Below are 17,407 nucleotides of genomic sequence, written 5' to 3' on the forward strand. Positions count from 1 at the left end.
AGGTCCTACTTGCTGGGGACGAGCGCGGCGAGCGGGTTGTCGAACTCCTCGAACGGCTGGGGGAAGGCGCCGAGGGCCTGCTCCGCGGTCTCGGAGGTCACGAGCGCGGTGGGCGACTCGATCTCGGCGGGGATCTCCTCGCCGGCGCCGACGGCCTCGCACGCCTGCACGCCGAGCTGGCCGATCGCGTAGGGGTACTGGGCGACGGTGGCGGTGAGCCCGCCGTCCTTCACCGACTGCAGCGCGTCCTCGTTGCCGTCGACGCTGACCACCTGGACGGAGCCGGTGAGGCCCGCGTTCTCGACGGCCTTGACGATGCCGAGGCCCATGTCGTCGTTCGCGGCGAAGAACGCCTTCACGTCGGGGTTCGCGGCGAGGATGTCGGTCGCCTTGGTCAGCGCGACCTCGCGCTTCCAGTCGGCCGCGGCCTCCTGGACGACGGTGAGGTCGGAGCCGATCGCGGCGGTGAAGCCGTCGACGCGGGCGGCGCTGGTGACGTCTCCCGAGACTCCGCCGATGACGGCGACCTCGGAGCCGGCGGGCAGCTGCTGCAGGAGGAAGTCGCCGGCCTTGCCGCCCGCGGCCTCGTTGTCGGTGCCGATGTAGGTGGTCACGTCGAGGTTCGCGGCCTCGACCGCGTCGGGGTCGAGCGGGCTGTCGATGTTGACGATCGTCTTGCCGGTGGCGGAGGCGAGGGCCTGCACCAGGTTCGTGCCGCTGATCGGGTTGACGATCAGGCAGCCGAAGTCCTGGCCGGCGACCGTGGTGAGCTTGTCGGCCTGGCCGGTGGTGTCGCCGATGTCGGCGGCGGCCTGCACCGAGACGTCCACGGAGTCGTCCTTCGCGGTGTCCTCGATGCCGTTCTCCATCGCCTGGAAGAAGGGGTTGTCGAGGCCCTTGATGACCGCGGCGACCTTGGTCGATCCGGAGCCGCCGGCGGCCGTGTCGCCACCCGAGGCGCAGCCGGTGAGGAGGAGTGCGAGGGCGCCGACCGGTGCGAGAACCGGGAGGAGGCGGCGTGCTGTGCGGTTCATCGTCATCCTTGAGGATCAGTGGCACCACTGCGTGCCGGTGTGTGAAAACTACCGGGGCTTTCGCGTTACCGCAATACGAAAGTCGGGGAACTTCAGGTTTCCCGTCGGCAGGCATGTACGCTGACCGTGACAAGAGGGGGAGCGATGACGGGGTACTCCACCGGCGAGGCCGGTTCGCACGTGGCCGACGTCCTCGCGCTGTTCCGCGAGCAGGGCGAGGTCTCGCGCAACGCGGTGATGGAGCAGACGGGGCTCTCCCGCTCCACCGTCAACCAGCGCCTCGCGACCCTCGTGGAGCTCGGCCTGATCGCCCCTACCACCGGCGGCGAGTCGACCGGCGGGCGCCCCTCGAGCATGTTCGCGATGAACCTGGTCGGCACGGTCTTCCTCACCGCCGACATCGGAGCGAGCGGGTTCGTCGCCGCCGCCTGCGACCTGCGCGGCACCCCCCTCCGGCACGAGAGCGGCGTCGTCGACGTCTGGGAGGGACCGGACGCCGTGCTCTCGCTGGTGATCGCCGCGTTCGAGCGGCTGCAGCAGGGCGACGCGGTCGCCGGCATCGGCGTCGGAGTCCCGGGGCCGGTCGAGTTCGCCGCCGGGCGCGTGCGCAACCCGCCGATCATGACCGGCTGGGACGACTTCGACATCGCCGGCTACTTCGCCGAGCCGTACGAGGGCGTGCAGGTCGTCATCGAGAACGACGCGAACGCCCGCGCCCTCGCCGAGTCGCGCCACCACGGCTCCGACAACCTGATCAGCCTGAAGCTCGGCACCGGCATCGGCTCGGGCCTCGTCTTCAACGGAGCGACGATCCGCGGAGCCGTCGGCGCGGCCGGCGACATCGGCCACACCCGCGCGGTCACGGGCACGGTCGACGCGGATCCGCTGCCCTGCCGCTGCGGCAACGCCGGCTGCGTGGAGGCGTATGCGAGCGGCTGGGCCCTCGTCCGCGACCTCTCGGCCGACGACCCCTCGATCAAGCACGTCGCCGACGTCACGGCCCGCGTGCTCCGCGGCGACATGCGCGCCACCCAGGCGGTGCGCCAGGCCGGCCGCGTCCTCGGCGAGGCGGTCGCCGACCTCGTCAACATCCTCAACCCGCGGACCATCGTGATCTCGGGCCAGCTCGGCGACTGCGGCGAGGTGCTGATGTCGGGCCTGCGCGAGCGCGTCTACCTGCGCACCCACCCGCTCGCCACGCGGCACCTGACCATCCACACATCGGACCTGGGCGAGCTGGCCGGCGTGATCGGCCTCGCCCTGACGACCGCCGACCAGGTCTTCAGCCGCGAGCGCTTCGACCGCGAGGCGAGCGCCGAGAGCCCCCGCGCGGCGGCCGCCGCGAGCTGAGCGGGAGCGGGTTCAGTGACGCAGGGTCGCGGTGATCCGGCAGAGCACCTGGACGTGGGACGGGGCCTCGGGGTTCACCTTCTCGGCGACCGCCTCGACCTCCCATCCGGACGCCATGAGCGCGGCGACCTCACCGCACAGCCAGTCCGGCACCCATCCGATCCGCTCGCCGGACACCGAGGCCACCTCGTAGGCCTCCGGGTTGCGGAGGTTCGAGGCGTCGGGCACGAGGACCAGCCCGTCGCCCTGCTCGAGAGGCAGCACCGGAAGCGGGAGCTCGGCCCGATGGCGGACTCCCGCCACGAAGAAACGACTGATGAGGGTCTGCGCGGTGCGGAGAGGCTTCTCCACGACATGGAAGGTGTCGGTCGCTCGCGCCGCGCCGGTCCGGACCATGATCTCGACGGGGAGGTCGGGGGACGCCGCCTCGAGACCGAGCCACCCCAGGTACTCCTCGTACGAGCCGCGCTCGGACGACATCACCCTGTTGGCGAAGAACGGCGGAAGGGACGAGCTCCGGTACTGCGCGTCCACACGGGGGAACTCCGCGAGCGGGAAGAAGTCCTCGTCGGCGACAGCCGCCGGCTCGTACCGGAAGAGGAAGCCGTCGACCCCGACGGACAGCACCGCCGCGCGGAGGAACCGGCGAGTACGAGGGTTCTGCCAGACGAGCAGCAGCTCGCGGACACCAGGGGTCGGACGCGGCGCCGGTCGATCAACGAGGAGAGTCATCGAGGATCCTCCTCCGTGTCGCTGCCAGCAGTCCTTCCGTGAAACTAGCGCACGTCTCCGACATCAGGGTCGGAGGAACCGCCGCGAGGACCTCGCGGACCGCAGAGGGATCGACCGCTCGGAGCCGAGCAGGCCAGAACGCCTGCGCCTCCGGAGAGGCCGCCGCGAGGGCCTCCGCTGCGAGGTCGACCAGCAGCGGTCTCCCGGCGAATTGGTGACTCCTTCCTCTCCGCACCCACCGGTCGAAGAGAGCCTCATCGGCGAGGCAGGCGGCGCGCTTCTCCTCGGTCTCCTGGAACCCGAGGGCGTTGCCGTGATCGAACGAGGGCGAGAGGGTCCGATGACCGCGTCCGGCGATGACGGCCCAGTTCTCGTCGTGTCGATCCCGTCCAGCTACCCAGGCATCGAACAGCAGGTAGCCCGCCCACACGTCGAAACCGCTCAGTCCGGCGACGGCGTCGAAGCCTGCAGGAGCGTCGACGCCGTCGAGAGCACGTCTCACCGCATCGACGGTGTAGCGGTCGTTGGGCCGCCTCCGAGCGTGGTCGTAGTGGCGATCGGAGTGGCGCAGCAGGCTGTTCCCGATCTCGAGGCTCTGGATCTGCTCGCGCTCGATGACGTTCCTCGACATGATTCCGCGCCGACCGCCCACCGTCGCAGGTCGGATCTCCGCGCACGGGACGTCGAGCATCCGCGCGAGATGGAACGACACCCTCCGCCCAGTCCTCACCGCGAGTCTCGTCTCCTCGCTGGCGGGCGAACTTGAAGAGCCACAGATCGCCGTCGGCGACGAGCCAGAACTTCTCCTTCGTCCCCATCGGCTCGTCCGACCACCCCTCGTCGAAGGCGCGCTCGATGGTCGTCGACTCCCACTTCGGCTGCATCCGGTCACGGTAGCCCGCGTGCTGCCGGCCGCGGCGGTCCTGTCGCGTCTCGCGGCCGCGACCCCCTCCGCCCCGCGCACTGTTACGCCCGGCGACGAAGGGTTACGCCGGGCGACGCGGGCCGGGACGGGCGGGCCCGCGGTGCTCCATCATCGTGTCCGGGACGACGCGGAGAGGCCGCGGCCGCCCGACCCGTCCGAAGGAACGCGATGATCCGGCTCGAGCAGCTCAGCAAGTCGTACGGTCCGGCGACCGTGCTCGACCGCCTCGACTTCTCGGTCGCGACCGGCGAGATCTTCGCCGTCGTCGGCCCGAGCGGCGCGGGCAAGAGCACGCTCGCCGCCTGCGTGAACCTCCTCGAGCGGCCCACCTCGGGCACGGTCGTCGTCAACGGGGAGGCGCTCTCGCAGCTCTCGGAGGAGCGGCTGCGCGTCGCCCGCCGTCGCATCGGCACGGTCTTCCAGTCCGACGGACTCTTCAGCCGCCGCACGGCCGAGCAGAACGTGGCCCTGCCGTTGGAGTACCTCGGCGTCACCGCCGCCGAGACGAAGCGCCGCGTTGCGGAGCTCCTCGAGCGCGTCGGCCTCTCGGACCGCGCGCGCTACTACCCGCACCAGCTCTCCGGTGGTCAGCGCCAGCGCGTCGGCATCGCCCGCGCGCTCGCCCTCCGCCCCTCGGTGCTGCTCTCGGACGAGGCGACCTCGGGCCTCGACCCCGCCTCGACCACCGCGATCACCACGCTCCTGAAGGAGCTGCGCGACGACCTGGGCCTCTCGATCCTCTTCATCACCCACGAGATGGAGACGGTGCGCCAGGTGGCCGACTCCGTCGCCCGCCTCGACCACGGCCGCATCGTGGAGTCGGGGCGCCTCGTCGACCTGCTGCGCGACCCCGCGTCCCCGCTCGGCCTCGCCCTCAACCCGGTGCGCCCCTCCGTCGCGCCCGGCCCGGGTCTGGGCGAATGGGTGGTGGGCTACTCCCGCTCCGGAGTGCCGACCGACTGGGTCACCCGGCTCGCGGAGGCGGTCGGCCCCGTCTCGCTGCTCGGCGCGGCGATCGAGACGGTGGACGGGCAGGCGGTCGGCCACGCGACGATCGGGCTCGGCCCGGTCGACGAGGCGCGGCTCACCCGTGCGGCGGCCGAGCTCGGCCTGTCGGTCCGGCCCGCCGGCGTGCGCGTCCTCGCCGAGGAGGTGGCGGCATGATCCTCCACCTCGACAACAAGGTCCCGCTCGAGCAGATCCCCGCGCTGGTGCTGCCGGCGCTCGGCGAGACGCTGATCATGGTCGGCATCGTCATGGCGATCGTGGTGCTGGTCGGCGTGCCGCTGGGCGCTCTCGTGCACAACCTCGCTCCGGGCGGCCTGGCCGAGAACCGGGCCGCCCACCAGGTGCTCAGCGCCGTCATCAGCGTCGGCCGCTCGCTGCCGTTCCTCATCCTGATGGCGTCGATCATGCCGTTCACGCGCCTGATCACCGGCACCAACATCGGGATCGCGGCCGCCGTCGTGCCGATGTCGATCGCGGGGATCGCCTTCTTCACCCGGATCGTCGAGAACGCGCTGCGCAGCGTGCCGCTCTCGCTCACCCGCGTCGCCCGCGCCTCCGGAGCGTCGCGGCTGCAGGTGGTGCGGACCGCCCAGCTGAGCGAGGCGGTTCCGCAGATCATCGGCGGCCTGACGATCAACACCATCGCGATGATCGAGTACTCGGCGATCGCCGGCACGATCGGCGCCGGGGGCATCGGCTACGTCGCGGTGACCTACGGCTACCAGCGCTTCGACACCACCGTCATGCTCGCCACCATCGTGATCCTGGTCGCCACCGTCGCGACCGTGCAGCTCACCGGCGACGCCCTCGTCCGCGCGACCACGCCCGGCGCCTCCCGCTCGCGGCGAGCGCCCCGGGTCGCGGCCGCCGTCTAGAACCACCACTCCTCCTCCTGCGCCCTCGGGCGCCCCTCCCGCGCGCCCGCGCACCCCCTCTTCGAAAGGCACCGCCATGTCCACTCCCGACGACCTCGGATTCGATCTCACGAAGAAGCGCCGCTGGCCCTGGATCGCCGGAGCGGCCGTCGTCGTGGTCGGCGTCGCCTCCGCGATCGCCGTCCCGCTCCTCTCCCCCGCCGTCTCGGCCAACGAGCAGGAGGGAGCGACGCTCTACGTCGCGACCGCCGAGGGCAATGCCTCCGAGCAGGCCCTGGTCGACTTCGTCGCGAAGGAGGTGGCGCCGCGCTACGGCATCACCGTCGCCTTCAAGGGGCTCTCGGACAGCAACACCATCAACCGCGCGGTGAGCGAGGGCGAGGTCGCGGCCACGGTGTACCAGCACAAGCTCTGGCTGGGACAGGTGCTCGAGGCCAACCCCGACTTCGAGGAGGAGGCGGCCACCCCCGTCTTCCGCTGGGGCTTCGGGCTCTGGAGCGACAAGTACTCCGACGTCTCCCAGATCCCCGACGGCGGCACGGTCTCGCTCTACTCCGATCCCGCCAACGAGGCGCAGGGCCTCTGGCTGCTGCAGAACGCCGGCCTGATCACGCTGAAGCCGGGCACGGAGCCGGGCACCGCGACCCAGGACGACATCGCCGAGAATCCGAAGAACCTGCAGTTCACGCTGCTCGACTTCGCCGCCCAGTCGCGCGCGCTGCCGGACCTCGACGCGGCCGTCGGCTACACCGAGTACTACCTCGCCGCCGGCATCCCGATCGAGCAGCAGATCTTCGCCCCGCAGGCCCCCGACGACTTCGCCGGGCAGCTCACCATCGGCTCGAAGTACCGCGACACCGAGAACGTGAAGAAGCTCGTCCAGGCCTTCCAGGACCCGGCCGTGCAGGAGTTCCTCGCCACGGACGAGACGGTGAAGGGGATCCTGCTGCCGATCGACGGCTGAGCAGGGCCGGAGCGACGGGGTCGCCTGAGGAGTCGCGCGCGGCTTCTCGGGCGACTCGGCGTCTGCGGACGTAGCGTGGGCTCATGAACACGTTCACTCTCCACAACGGTGTCGAGATCCCCGCCCTCGGACTCGGCGTCTTCCAGACTCCGCCCGACGAGACCCGCGCCGCCGTCGCCGCCGCGCTCGACGCGGGGTACCGGCACATCGACACGGCGGCGGCCTACGGCAACGAGCGCGAGGTGGGCGAGGCGATCGCCGGCCGCGACGACGTCTTCCTCGAGACGAAGGTGTGGATCAGCGACTACGGCTACGACGAGACGCTGCACGCCTTCGACAAGAGCGCGGGCAAGCTCGGCGTCGAGCGGATCGACCTGCTGATCCTGCACCAGGCCCTGCCCGAGGCCTTCGACCGCACCCTCGACGCCTACCGGGCGCTCGAGCGGCTGCTCGCCGACGGGAGGGTGCGGGCGATCGGCGTGAGCAACTTCATGGTCGAGCACCTCACCCGCCTGCTCGCCGAGACCGACGTCGTCCCCGCGGTGAACCAGCTCGAGGTGCACCCGTACTTCCAGCAGCGGCGGGTCGAGCGCTTCGGCTGCGAGAACGACATCCTCACCCAGGCCTGGTCGCCGATCGGCGGCATCACCGCCTACCGCGACTCCCCGCGCCGCAGCTTCGACGACCCGGTGCTCCTCGAGCTCGGCGCCAAGTACGGGAAGACGGCCGCGCAGGTGATGCTCCGCTGGCACCTGCAGGAGGGCCGCCAGGTCATCCCGAAGTCGACCCGCCCCGAGCGCATCGCCGAGAACATCGACGTGTTCGACTTCGCGCTCTCCGGCTCGGAGCTCGCCCGGATCGACGCCCTCGAGGCCGGCGTGCGCGGCGGACCGGAGCCCGAGGCCGTGACGCTGGAGGCGTACGGCCGCGACATCCCCGAGGCGTGAGGAAGGCGCCCGCGACGGGAACACCGGAGCCGTCGCGGGCGTTGCCCTCACCATGAGCGTTCCCCTCTCCATCCTCGACCTCGCCCCCATCGCCCCCGGTGAGACCGCTCGCGACAGCTTCGCCGCCTCCGTCGCCCTGGCCCAGGAGGCCGAGCGGAACGGCTACCGCCGCGTCTGGTACGCCGAGCACCACAACATGGCGAGCATCGCCTCCAGCGCGACCTCGGTGCTCATCGCGCACGTCGCCTCGCAGACCTCCACGATCCGCCTCGGCTCCGGCGGCGTCATGCTGCCGAACCACTCCCCGCTCACCATCGCCGAGCAGTTCGGCACCCTCGAGACGCTGCACCCGGGCCGGATCGACCTCGGACTCGGCCGCGCCCCCGGCAGCGACCAGGCCACCTTCCGCGCGCTCCGCCGCGACCCCGACTCCTCCGAGCGCTTCCCGCAGGACGTGCTGGAGCTGCAGGCCTTCCTCGCCGGCGAGTCCCGCATCCCCGGAGTGAGCGCGACGCCCGGTGCCGGCACCCGCGTCCCCCTCTACATCCTCGGCTCCTCGCTCTTCGGCGCGCAGCTGGCGGCCGCTCTGGGCCTGCCGTACGCGTTCGCCTCGCACTTCGCTCCGGACGCGCTGCACCAGGCCGTCGCGGAGTACCGCCGCGGCTTCCGCCCCTCCGAACAGCTCGACGCCCCCTACGTGATCGCCGGGATGAACGCCATCGCCGCCGACACCGAGGAGGACGCGCAGGAGCAGTTCGCGCAGATGAAGCGCGCCCGCCTGATGATGCTGCTGCGCCAGAGCGGGCAGATCCCCGTCGGCCAGACCTTCGACGACGAGGAGCTCGACGCCCTGCTCAGCGCCCCGATCGGCGCCCACGTCGCGAGCATGACCACCTATACCGGTGTCGGCACCGGCGACCAGGTGGCCGACTACGCCGCCGACTTCGCGCGCTCCGCCGACGCCGACGAGGTCATCGTCGCCCACGCGTCGCTGCAGACGGAGGCCCGCCTGCGCTCGGTCGCGCTCCTCGCGCAGTCGAACGCGCGCGTCGCCGTCTGACGGGCGGCCCAGTCCGTCGACGCCGCCGCACGGGCCCCGTGCGCGACCGGGGCCGCGCATCGGCGGGCGTGCGGCGCGCATCGGCGGACTCCTGTGAAAGTGAGCCTCTAACGGGGGCCACCTCTCGGGGCACGACCCCGGGAGGAGCGCGTCCGCGGTGCCAGGCTGAGCCCTGTGTCGACGATGACGGGCAAGCGGCGTGAGCCCGGGGACAGCCCTGCGCGGTCAGCGGCCCTGCTGCTGCGGGTCTGCGCGGGCGACCGGACCGCCTTCCGGCAGCTCTACTCGCTCACCGCGGGCCGGGTCGTCTCCGTCGCGGACGCCGTGCTCGACGACCGCGCCGCAGCCGAGGAGGTCGCGCAGGAGGTCTACCTCGAGCTCTGGCGCACCGCGCGCTCGCTCGACCCGGGCCGTCCCGTGCTCGCCTTCCTGGCCCAGGTCGCGCACCGCCGGGCCGTGGACCGCGCCCGGGCGGACCGGTCGGCGCGGCGCCGGGAGCTGCAGTACACGGTCCTCGACCGGCCGCGCGATCACGAGTGGGAGCGCTCGGACGTCCGGCTGGCCCTGGCGCCCGCGGCCGGCGCGATCCGGCAGCTCGCCGCCATCCACCACGACGTCCTCTACCTCGCCTACGTCCGCGGGTACAGCCACTCCGAGATCGCGGAGGAGCTGTCGATCCCGCTCGGCACCGTCAAGACCCGGCTGCGCGACACCCTCATCCGCCTGCACACCCACCTGCAGTCCGCCGGCCCGGCGGACCCGGACGGCGGACCGGGACGGCGCATCCGGCACTGACCGGTGGCGCGAACGCCTCTACGCGACCGGGGTCGCACGCTTCAGGACCGTGCCCGGCCCGCTCAGCCCGCCTGCGTCGCGCCCGAGACCGCGAGCCCGACGATCACCGTCAGCACCGTCGTCCACAGCGCGATCGCGACGCCCTGCCAGAGCAGGATCCGCCCGCGGCCGACTCCGGCGCCCGCCAGCATCACCGCGGTGAAGTGCGTCGGGAGCAGCAGCGGCCCCAGCAGGCTCACGCCCGGGACGCCGTAGCGGGTGAAGGCCCGCTGGAACTTCTCGCGCCGCGGAGTCGTCCGCTTCGCCTCCGAGCGGCCCGTGATCGCCGAGCGGACGCCGGTGCCCAGCAGCACGAGCAGCGCCACACAGACGAAGTTGCCGATCGCCCCCGCAAGCCCGGCGACGACCGGGTGGATGCCGCCGATGATCCCGATGCTCGCCGCTCCCTCGCCCTCGATGAAGGGGACGGCCCCGGCCGCGGCGACGACGAGGGGCTGCACGAGCTCGGGAACGCGGCCGATCAGGTCCTGGAATCCGAGGATCGCGTCGCTGATGATCGTCATGGTCGTGCCTTCCGGTACGTGGCCCCGGCTCTCGGGACTCCTCCATCCGACCGTGTCCGGGAGCGCCACGGCAGTGCCGCCGGATCACCGCTTCCCGGGAGGATCGACGGCCCGAGGGGTGACAAGTGTCATGGTCGTAGCCTGGGCCGCATGGTGAACTCGACCGAGGCGGATCCGCCCGTGCGCGCAGGCCGCGGCGTCGCCGTGACCTGGTGGTACACCCTCGCGTCAGCAGCCTCCTTCGTGGTGGTCGTCCTGGCCGTCTGGTCCGTGGCGGTGCTGAGCGCCGAGGCCGAGGAGTGGCGGAAGGCCGCCTACTTCCTGGGCGCGGCCGCCTGGGTCGCGGTGTTCTCGCCGACCGCGCTCGCGTACCGGCGCGCCGACCGCGAGGGCCCGGTGCGCCTCCGGGCCGCGCCGACCCTGGTCTTCTGCCTCGGAGTGGCGGCCGCCGCGCTCACCGGCACGGCCGCCGGGAGCCTCGCGCTCGGGCTCTCGCTCGCCGCGACGCTGGTCGCCGTGCTGCCCTGGCAGAGCGGGGTGCGGCTCCGGGTGATGGTGCTCTGCACGATCGTCCTCGCGGTCGCGGCGGTGCTCGAGCAGACGCGCGCGGCGCCGGACGCGTCGGCCGCGCTCTCGACCCTCCTGCTGTTCGCGACGCTGCTGCCCCTGACGGTCGTCAGCGCGCTGTGGTGGTGGGACATCGTCCGCGAGCTCGACCGGGCGCGCGCCGCCGAGGGCCGACTCGCCGCCGCGCAGGAGCGCCTGCTGCTCGCCGGCGACGTGCACGACCTCCAGGGGCACCACCTCCAGGTGATCGCGCTGCAGCTCGAGCTCGCCGAGCGCCTCCTCGGCAGCGATCCGGAGGCCGCTCTCGAGCAGCTGCGCGCCGCCCAGCGCTCGGTCGACGGCGCCCGCACCGGCACCCGCGAGCTCGCCACGCGCTTCCGCAGCGTCCCGCTCGCCGACGAGCTGGCCAACGCCGCCGACCTGCTCCGCTCGGCCGGGCTCCGCGTCGAGCTCGAGGTCGACCCGGCGGCGGCTCACGCGCCGGCCGAGACGCTCGGGCCGGTGGTCCGCGAGACGACGACGAACATCCTCAAGCACGGCGGCGGCTCCAGCGCGCGGCTGCGGCTCGCGCGGGAGCGGGACGAGTGGCGGTTCGAGGCGGTGAACGACCTGGCACCGGACGCGGAGGAGGCGGACGGGACCGGCTCGGGCGTCCTCGGCATGGCGGAGCGGGTCGAGCGGGCGGGCGGGACGCTGCGCGCCGGGGCGGTCCGCCGCTCCTTCGAGCTGGACGCGCGCCTGCCGGTGGGGAGCGACTCGTGATCCGGGTGCTGATCGCCGACGACGAGGACATGATCCGCACGGCGCTGGCCGCGCTCCTCCGCCTCGAGGAGGACCTCGAGATCGTGGGCGAGTGCCGCGACGGCGAGCAGGCGGTCGCGGAGGCGCTGCGCCTGCAGCCCGACGTGTGCCTGTTCGACGTCGAGATGCCCGGGCTCGACGGGATCGAGGCGGCGGAGCGGCTGCGCCGGGTCTCGGCGACGCGGGTCGTGGTCGTCACCCGGCACGCGCGGCCGGGGGTCCTGCGGCGAGCGCTCGGAGCGGGCGTCAGCGGCTTCCTGCCGAAGTCGCGCCGGGTCGAGGACGTCGCCGAGGTGATCCGCCAGGTCGCGAGCGGACGCCGCTACGTCGATCCGGAGATCGCCGCCGACGCCCTGGCGAGCACGCGCAGCCCGCTGACCGACCGCGAGCTCGACGTGCTCAGCGCCGGCTCCCGCGGCGAGACGATCGGCGAGATCGGCGCGGCGCTGCACCTCTCCTCCGGCACCGTCCGCAACCACGTCTCGTCGATCCTGCGCAAGCTCGACGTCGACACCCGCCAGCGCGCGGTCATCGAGGCCCGCGAGCGCGGCTGGATCTGAGCGCAGGCGCCGCGACGGCAGCCACTCCGCAGGAGTCGTCGCACTCGCGCTCGAGTGCGACGACTTCTGCGTTCTCGCGAGCGCCGCTGGGTCAGGCCGTCGGCGTCCAGATCCGCATCGTCGACGGTCCGCGGTTCGCCCAGCGGTGGTACGGCCGGAACTCCGCCTCGAAGCGGCGCCCCTCCTCCACAGGTACGGAACCGTAGGGCCAGCCGGGAGCCGCCTCGCGCGCCACGAGGGACACGCGCGCTCCCTCCGCCGTCACGACGGGCGGCACCGACGCGTCGACCGCGATGTGCTCGGTGTCCAGGCCCTCGGGCAGGTCGAGCGACTCGATCGCCAGCACGAACGGCCCGCGCTCGAGGGCGACCTGGCCGCGCACCGCGTCGATCCGGGGGTGCGGGGCGACGAAGCGGGCCGACATCGGCAGCGAGAGCCGCACGGTGTCGCCGGCGGAGAACGCCCGGCGGACGGTGACGGTCGGCGTCGAGACCGGCTCGCCGTCGAGCAGCGCCGAGCCCCGCGCGAACGGCGGGACCCGCAGCGTCAGCGCGAACTCCGCGTCCTCGAGGATCCGCACGACGATCTCGCCGTCGGCCGGGTACTCCGTCTCGACGCGCAGCGCGACGCCTCCGGTGCGCACCTCGTACGCGCCGTACTGGTGGAGCTGCACCCCGTCGTCGGTGGCGGTCGCGAAGCCGAGCTCGACGCTCGCGAGGGTGCGGGCGGTGTTGGTCGGGCAGCACGAGACCCAGAACCACGGCGCGCGGAGGCTGGACTGCGCGCGGTCGGTCTCGCGCGACTCGTCCGGCGCCACTCCGTCGACGCGCTGCTGCAGCGTGTTCGTGTAGAAGAAGGCGCGGCCGTCGTCGCGGGTGGCGGGGAGCACCGCGTTCAGCAGCGTCCGCTCCATCAGGTCCGCGTAGCGGTGCTCGTTCGAGCCGAGCAGGAGCCGCCAGCTGAGCATCGTGGAGCCGATCGCCGCGCAGGTCTCGGCGTAGGCGCGGTCCGGCGGCAGCTCGTAGTCGGCGCCGAACGCCTCGTCCTGGTGGTGCGAGCCCATCCCGCCCGTGACGTAGGTGCGCCGCTCGACGGTCGCCTCCCACTGGCGGCGGACCGCCTCCTCCAGCTCGGCGTCGCCGGTCTCGACCGCGACATCGAGAGCCCCGGAGGCGAGGTAGAGGGCCCGCACCGCGTGGCCGCGCAGCACCTCCGCGTCGCGCACGGGCACGTCGTCCTGGAAGTACTCGGCGCCGAACGCGATCGGCTTCAGCGTCCCCGTCCCGCGCCGCTCCACGAAGAGGCGGGCCAGCTCGAGGTAGCGCTCCTCCCCCGTCGCCCGCGCCAGCTCGGCGAGCGCCGGCTCGATCTCGGGGTGGCCGCACACGGCGACCCTCCCCTCGGGCCCGAACTCGCGATGCACGTGGTCGGCGAGGCGCCGGGCGACCTGCGGCAGGAGGTCGTCGTGACCGGTGCGCAGCCGCGCCACGGCGGCCTGGATCAGGTGCCCGAAGCTGTACAGCTCGTGGCCCCACTCCAGGTCGGAGTAGCGCGCACGCTGGCCGGGCCGGCCGAAGCTCGTGTGCAGGTACCCGTCCGGGTCCTGGGCGGAGGCGACCCGCGAGACGAGGTCGTCGTACCGCTCCTGCAGCCCGGCGTCGTCGCTCCGGCCGAGCTCCCACGCCATGGCCTCGAGGAGCTTGTAGACCTCGGAGTCCACGAACTCGATGCCCGCGTGCGCGTCGCCGCCCTCGGCGGACGAGATCGAGCCGTCGGCAGCGCGGTCGAAGTTGCCGGCCCAGCCGACGCGCTCGATCCACGAGCGGCAGTGCTCGATGACGGCGGAGGAGTTGAGGTCCTGGTAGTGCTTCCAGAAGCCGCCGGTGAGGCGGATCTCGTCCTGGCGCAGCGGCCGGAGCACGCTCCGCGAGGGGGCGACCGGGCCGCCGAGGGCGGTGGCGGTGGGGGCGGTGAGGGTCACGGTGTCTCCTTGGAGGGACGGGTCAGTCCTTGACGGCGCCGGCGGTGACTCCCGCCGAGACGTACCGCTGGGCGACGACGAGGAGGACGGCGGCCGGGAGCGAGGCGACCACGGCGGTCGCCATGATCGAGTTCCACTCCTGGTTGTTGTTGCCGATGTACTTGTAGATGCCGAGGGTGATCGGCTGGAGCTTCCCGCCGCTGTCGAGCGTCGAGGCGAAGATGAAGTCCGACCAGGCCCAGAGGAACGCGAACAGCGAGACGGTGACGACGGAGTTGCGGCTGATCGGCATGATCACCGAGGTGAAGGTGCGCCAGGCGCTCGCTCCGTCCATCCGCGCCGCCTGGGTGAGCTCGTCGGGGATCCCCGACATGAAGGCCGTGAAGATCAGCACGCCGAACGGCACCGCGATGGTGGAGTCGGCCACGATCAGGCCCGGGATCGAGTTGAGCAGCCCCAGGTTGAGGTAGATGGCGTAGAAGCCCATCGCCATGATGATCGCCGGGATCATCTGCGCGATCAGCAGCACGAACGAGAGCGCCTGCCCGCCGCGGGGCCGCAGCTTCGCCAGCGAGTAGGCGGCGGGAGCGGCGATCGCCACGGTCAGCAGCACCGTGCCGAGGCCGACGACGAGGCTGGTGCCCAGGTAGGGCAGCTGCTCGCTCAGCACCGCCTGGTAGCCGGTGAACGTGGGCGAGAACGGGAACCAGTCCGGCGGATCCTTCCGCATCGAGCCGGTCGGAGTGAGGGAGACGTTGATCATCCAGTAGACGGGGAACAGCATGACCGCCGTGAGGGCGATCCCGACCACCGTCAGGTACCAGGGGCGTCGGGCGGTCACGAGTCGGCCTGCTTCCGCTGGACCCGGATGTACACGAGACCGAAGACGAGGGCCAGGATGATCAGCAGGTTGCCGACGGCCGCGGCCGGTCCGAAATCGGGCAGCATCGAGCCGAAGCCGAGCTGGTACGTCCAGGTGGCGAGCGTGGTCGAGGAGTCGGCGGGGCCGCCCTTCGTCATGATCCAGATGATGTCGAACACTTTCAGCGTGTAGACGAGGCCGAGCAGGATCGTGATCGCCGACACCGGCCGCAGCAGCGGCAGCGTGATCCGCCAGAACTGCTGGGCGCCGGTCGCGCCGTCGAGCGAGGCCGCCTCGTAGAGGTCCTGCGAGATGTTCTGCAGGCCGGAGTAGAGGATCACCAGATTGAACGGGATGCCGATCCAGATGTTCGCGATCAGGACCGCGATCAGCGAGGTGGTCGGCGAGGTGAGCCAGTTGATCTGGCCGATCCCGAACGACTCCAGGAACGCGTTCACGATGCCGGAGTCGCTGTTGAGCATCCACGACCAGGTCGAGGCCGAGACGATCAGCGGCAGGAGCCACGGCACCAGGAACAGCGCCCGGAGCGTGCTCGCGAGCGGGAAGCGGCGGTAGAAGAACACGGCGAGCGCCAGCCCCAGCGTGAACTGGAAGAGGAGCGAGACGCCGGTGAAGACCGCCGTGTGCAGCAGCGCCGGGCCGAAGGTCGCGTCCTGGAACACCTGGACGTAGTTGTCGAACCAGACGAAGGGCGCGTTCCCCTGCACGAACGAGCGGACCGTGTAGTCCTTCAGGCTCAGCTCGAGGTTGCGGTAGAGCGGGAACGCGTAGAAGACGAGCAGGTAGGCGACGAGCGGGGCGAGGAACGCCCACGCGACCAGGCGGCCGCCTTCGGGTCGCCAGCGGCGCCGACGGCTCTCGGCGGCCGGGGCGGGCGGGGCCGGCGGCTCGGTGCCGCGCCGCAGAAGGCGGGCGGTCTCGGTGGCAGTGGTCATGGTCTCTCCCGTCCCCCCGGCCGGTGCGCGGAGCACCGGCCGGGGGGACCTCGTTCGGGGAGCGGGAGCCCCCGGTCGTCCTACTTCGTGGCGGATTCGGCGGCCGACTGGGCGGCCTTCAGGGCGTCCTCGGGAGACTGCGAGCCGCTGAGCACGGTCTGCACCGCGCCCCACAGCTGCTCCGAGATCTTCGGGTACTTCGTGCCGAGGTCGTCCGAGGTGCGGCCCTTCGCGGCCTGCACGGCGGTGACCCACGGCTCGAGGTCGGCGTTGCCGGCGACCTGCTCCTGCTGCGCCTCGGCCGTCGGCGCGATGTACGAGAGCGTGTTGTCGGTCGTGACCAGGCTCTCCGTCGAGGTCAGGCACTCGGCGATCTTCTTCGAGGTCTCGTAGCGCGCCGTGTCCGACTGCACCGGGAGGGTGAGGAACTCGCCTCCCGTCGGTGCGGGGGCCGCTCCGCCGTCCTTCGACGGGATGGTCAGGACGCCGTAGTCGATGCCCGAGGCCTTCGCGTTGGCCAGCTGCCAGGTGCCGTTCTCGCCGAACGCGTACTCGCCGGTCTCGAACTCCTGCCAGCTCGTGGTCTGCGTGTTGCCGATCACGGAGTTGGGCGCGTAGCCCTTCTGCAGCCAGTCGCTCCAGAGCGAGACGGCGTCGACCGCGGCGGGCGAGTCGAGGTCGGTCAGCTCGGCGCCGGAGCCCCAGAACCACGGCAGGAACTGGAAGGTCCCCTCCTCCGTGCCGATGCCGGAGAACGTGATGCCCTTGCCGCCGGAAGCGGTGACCTTCTCGAGCGCGTCGGTCAGCCCGGCCCAGTCGGTGATGGAGGCGGCGTCCACGCCGGCCTTCTCGAGCACGGCCTTGTTGTAGTACAGCGCGAGCGTGTTGGCGCCGATCGGCACGCCGAAGGTGTCGCTGCCGGTCTGGCCGGCCGCGAGGATGTTCGCGTCGATCCCCTCGGTGGAGAGCCCGGACTCGGCGGTCGTGGTCAGGATGCCCGACTCCGCGAGCGTCGAGACCACGGGGTTGTCGACGAGCAGGAGGTCGGGCGAGTTGCCCTGCTGACCGGCGAGCAGCGCCTTGTTGGTCAGGTCGGTGGTGTCGTAGCCGGTGCGCTCGACGGTGACGCCGGCCTCGGTCCCGCAGGAGTCGATGAGCTTCGCCCAGTCGGACGACTCGTCGAACTGGGGGTACGGGTCCCAGAACGTGTAGCTGCCTCCCGCGGCGGAGCCGGAGTCTCCCCCGGAGCCGCTCGCGCAGCCGGTCAGTGCGGCGGCGGCCGTCCCCAGCAGGACGGCGGCGGCGAGGCCCCGAGCGTGCTTCCTCGTCTTCACGGATGATCCCTTCGTCGTTGACGGATTCCTCGGCAGTCGTCCCGAATGTCTGCGCCGGGCCGAAACTACTTTCTGTCGGGTAAACCTAGGCAG

General features: G+C 72.1%; 18 protein-coding genes. 10 read left to right on the plus strand and 8 right to left on the minus strand.

Annotation, left to right across the window (positions count from 1 at the left end):
- Positions 1-5 precede the first annotated feature (5 nt).
- Complete coding sequence (locus tag C5C99_RS00515) at positions 6-1,034, minus strand: substrate-binding domain-containing protein (protein ID WP_104222713.1); 1,029 nt, start codon at positions 1,032-1,034, stop codon at positions 6-8.
- A 144-nt stretch (positions 1,035-1,178) separates the two neighbouring features.
- Between C5C99_RS00515 and C5C99_RS00520 the strand changes: the two genes are divergently transcribed.
- On the plus strand, positions 1,179-2,384 hold the full coding sequence (locus C5C99_RS00520) for an ROK family transcriptional regulator (protein ID WP_104225808.1): 1,206 nt from the start codon (positions 1,179-1,181) through the stop codon (positions 2,382-2,384).
- 12 nt (positions 2,385-2,396) lie between these two features.
- Here C5C99_RS00520 and C5C99_RS00525 read toward each other — a convergent pair whose 3' ends face one another.
- Both C5C99_RS00525 and C5C99_RS00530 read right to left on the minus strand, forming a co-directional pair.
- Positions 2,397-3,116 (minus strand): HIRAN domain-containing protein, encoded by a 720-nt coding sequence (locus tag C5C99_RS00525; RefSeq protein WP_146084972.1) that lies wholly within the window; start codon positions 3,114-3,116, stop codon positions 2,397-2,399.
- Entirely contained in the window at positions 3,100-3,747 is a 648-nt protein-coding gene (locus C5C99_RS00530; protein ID WP_146085449.1) for a hypothetical protein, read from the minus strand. The genes C5C99_RS00525 and C5C99_RS00530 overlap by 17 nt, the downstream gene beginning before the upstream one ends.
- A 131-nt stretch (positions 3,748-3,878) precedes the next feature.
- Here C5C99_RS00530 and C5C99_RS17390 point away from each other — a divergent pair, with 131 nt between their 5' ends.
- The 7 genes from C5C99_RS17390 to C5C99_RS00560 all read left to right on the plus strand — a co-directional run bounded on the left by C5C99_RS17390 (position 3,879) and on the right by C5C99_RS00560 (position 9,690).
- A complete protein-coding gene (locus C5C99_RS17390; RefSeq protein WP_258063575.1) occupies positions 3,879-4,013 on the plus strand; it encodes a hypothetical protein in 135 nt (44 codons plus the stop codon).
- Between the two features lie 196 nt (positions 4,014-4,209).
- Positions 4,210-5,205: a methionine ABC transporter ATP-binding protein gene (locus C5C99_RS00535; RefSeq protein WP_104222709.1), complete on the plus strand. Its 996-nt coding sequence runs from the start codon at positions 4,210-4,212 to the stop codon at positions 5,203-5,205.
- A complete protein-coding gene (locus tag C5C99_RS00540; RefSeq protein WP_104222708.1) occupies positions 5,202-5,924 on the plus strand; it encodes a methionine ABC transporter permease in 723 nt (240 codons plus the stop codon). The genes C5C99_RS00535 and C5C99_RS00540 overlap by 4 nt, the downstream gene beginning before the upstream one ends.
- A gap of 76 nt (positions 5,925-6,000) precedes the next feature.
- A complete protein-coding gene (locus tag C5C99_RS00545) occupies positions 6,001-6,888 on the plus strand; it encodes a MetQ/NlpA family ABC transporter substrate-binding protein (RefSeq protein WP_104222707.1) in 888 nt (295 codons plus the stop codon).
- Between the two features lie 83 nt (positions 6,889-6,971).
- A complete protein-coding gene (locus tag C5C99_RS00550) occupies positions 6,972-7,835 on the plus strand; it encodes an aldo/keto reductase (protein ID WP_104222706.1) in 864 nt (287 codons plus the stop codon).
- Positions 7,836-7,887: 52 nt separating this feature from the next.
- Positions 7,888-8,895: an LLM class flavin-dependent oxidoreductase gene (locus C5C99_RS00555; protein ID WP_104339431.1), complete on the plus strand. Its 1,008-nt coding sequence runs from the start codon at positions 7,888-7,890 to the stop codon at positions 8,893-8,895.
- Positions 8,896-9,078: 183 nt separating this feature from the next.
- Positions 9,079-9,690 carry a sigma-70 family RNA polymerase sigma factor gene (locus C5C99_RS00560; protein ID WP_244229683.1) on the plus strand — a complete coding sequence of 204 codons (612 nt, stop codon included), beginning with the start codon at positions 9,079-9,081 and terminating at the stop codon, positions 9,688-9,690.
- 62 nt (positions 9,691-9,752) lie between these two features.
- Here the strand turns inward: C5C99_RS00560 and C5C99_RS00565 are convergent, their stop codons facing one another.
- Entirely contained in the window at positions 9,753-10,253 is a 501-nt protein-coding gene (locus C5C99_RS00565; RefSeq protein WP_104225805.1) for a small multidrug efflux protein, read from the minus strand.
- 150 nt (positions 10,254-10,403) lie between these two features.
- On the opposite strand from C5C99_RS00565, the gene C5C99_RS00570 reads away from it, so the two are divergent.
- Positions 10,404-11,582: a sensor histidine kinase gene (locus C5C99_RS00570; protein ID WP_104262567.1), complete on the plus strand. Its 1,179-nt coding sequence runs from the start codon at positions 10,404-10,406 to the stop codon at positions 11,580-11,582.
- A complete protein-coding gene (locus C5C99_RS00575; RefSeq protein WP_104222701.1) occupies positions 11,579-12,181 on the plus strand; it encodes a response regulator transcription factor in 603 nt (200 codons plus the stop codon). The genes C5C99_RS00570 and C5C99_RS00575 overlap by 4 nt, the downstream gene beginning before the upstream one ends.
- A 91-nt stretch (positions 12,182-12,272) precedes the next feature.
- Here the strand turns inward: C5C99_RS00575 and C5C99_RS00580 are convergent, their stop codons facing one another.
- The 4 genes from C5C99_RS00580 to C5C99_RS00595 form a co-directional block, all read right to left on the minus strand.
- Positions 12,273-14,162: a glycoside hydrolase family 127 protein gene (locus C5C99_RS00580; protein WP_104339432.1), complete on the minus strand. Its 1,890-nt coding sequence runs from the start codon at positions 14,160-14,162 to the stop codon at positions 12,273-12,275.
- 22 nt (positions 14,163-14,184) lie between these two features.
- Positions 14,185-15,003: a carbohydrate ABC transporter permease gene (locus tag C5C99_RS00585; RefSeq protein ID WP_104222699.1), complete on the minus strand. Its 819-nt coding sequence runs from the start codon at positions 15,001-15,003 to the stop codon at positions 14,185-14,187.
- On the minus strand, positions 15,000-15,980 hold the full coding sequence (locus C5C99_RS00590; protein WP_104225802.1) for a carbohydrate ABC transporter permease: 981 nt from the start codon (positions 15,978-15,980) through the stop codon (positions 15,000-15,002). Before C5C99_RS00590 ends, C5C99_RS00585 begins: the two co-directional genes overlap by 4 nt.
- A gap of 80 nt (positions 15,981-16,060) precedes the next feature.
- Positions 16,061-17,314 (minus strand): extracellular solute-binding protein, encoded by a 1,254-nt coding sequence (locus C5C99_RS00595; protein ID WP_104339433.1) that lies wholly within the window; start codon positions 17,312-17,314, stop codon positions 16,061-16,063.
- Between the last annotated feature and the right edge of the window lie 93 nt (positions 17,315-17,407).

The sequence above is a fragment of the Rathayibacter sp. AY1C4 genome, from assembly GCF_002932195.1.
Lineage (GTDB): Bacteria > Actinomycetota > Actinomycetes > Actinomycetales > Microbacteriaceae > Rathayibacter.

What these genes read in the sequence shown, in the direction of transcription:
- C5C99_RS00555 (WP_104339431.1), top strand. Translation starts at nt 7,888, where the DNA reads ATGAGCGTTCCCCTCTCCATCCTCGACCTCGCCCCCATCGCCCCCGGT.
- C5C99_RS00520 (WP_104225808.1), top strand. Translation starts at nt 1,179, where the DNA reads ATGACGGGGTACTCCACCGGCGAGGCCGGTTCGCACGTGGCCGACGTC.
- C5C99_RS00515 (WP_104222713.1), bottom strand. Translation starts at nt 1,034, where the DNA reads ATGAACCGCACAGCACGCCGCCTCCTCCCGGTTCTCGCACCGGTCGGC.
- C5C99_RS00560 (WP_244229683.1), top strand. Translation starts at nt 9,079, where the DNA reads ATGACGGGCAAGCGGCGTGAGCCCGGGGACAGCCCTGCGCGGTCAGCG.
- C5C99_RS00545 (WP_104222707.1), top strand. Translation starts at nt 6,001, where the DNA reads ATGTCCACTCCCGACGACCTCGGATTCGATCTCACGAAGAAGCGCCGC.
- C5C99_RS00540 (WP_104222708.1), top strand. Translation starts at nt 5,202, where the DNA reads ATGATCCTCCACCTCGACAACAAGGTCCCGCTCGAGCAGATCCCCGCG.
- C5C99_RS00535 (WP_104222709.1), top strand. Translation starts at nt 4,210, where the DNA reads ATGATCCGGCTCGAGCAGCTCAGCAAGTCGTACGGTCCGGCGACCGTG.
- C5C99_RS00525 (WP_146084972.1), bottom strand. Translation starts at nt 3,116, where the DNA reads ATGACTCTCCTCGTTGATCGACCGGCGCCGCGTCCGACCCCTGGTGTC.
- C5C99_RS00590 (WP_104225802.1), bottom strand. Translation starts at nt 15,980, where the DNA reads ATGACCACTGCCACCGAGACCGCCCGCCTTCTGCGGCGCGGCACCGAG.
- C5C99_RS00550 (WP_104222706.1), top strand. Translation starts at nt 6,972, where the DNA reads ATGAACACGTTCACTCTCCACAACGGTGTCGAGATCCCCGCCCTCGGA.
- C5C99_RS00570 (WP_104262567.1), top strand. Translation starts at nt 10,404, where the DNA reads ATGGTGAACTCGACCGAGGCGGATCCGCCCGTGCGCGCAGGCCGCGGC.
- C5C99_RS00565 (WP_104225805.1), bottom strand. Translation starts at nt 10,253, where the DNA reads ATGACGATCATCAGCGACGCGATCCTCGGATTCCAGGACCTGATCGGC.
- C5C99_RS00530 (WP_146085449.1), bottom strand. Translation starts at nt 3,747, where the DNA reads ATGTCGAGGAACGTCATCGAGCGCGAGCAGATCCAGAGCCTCGAGATC.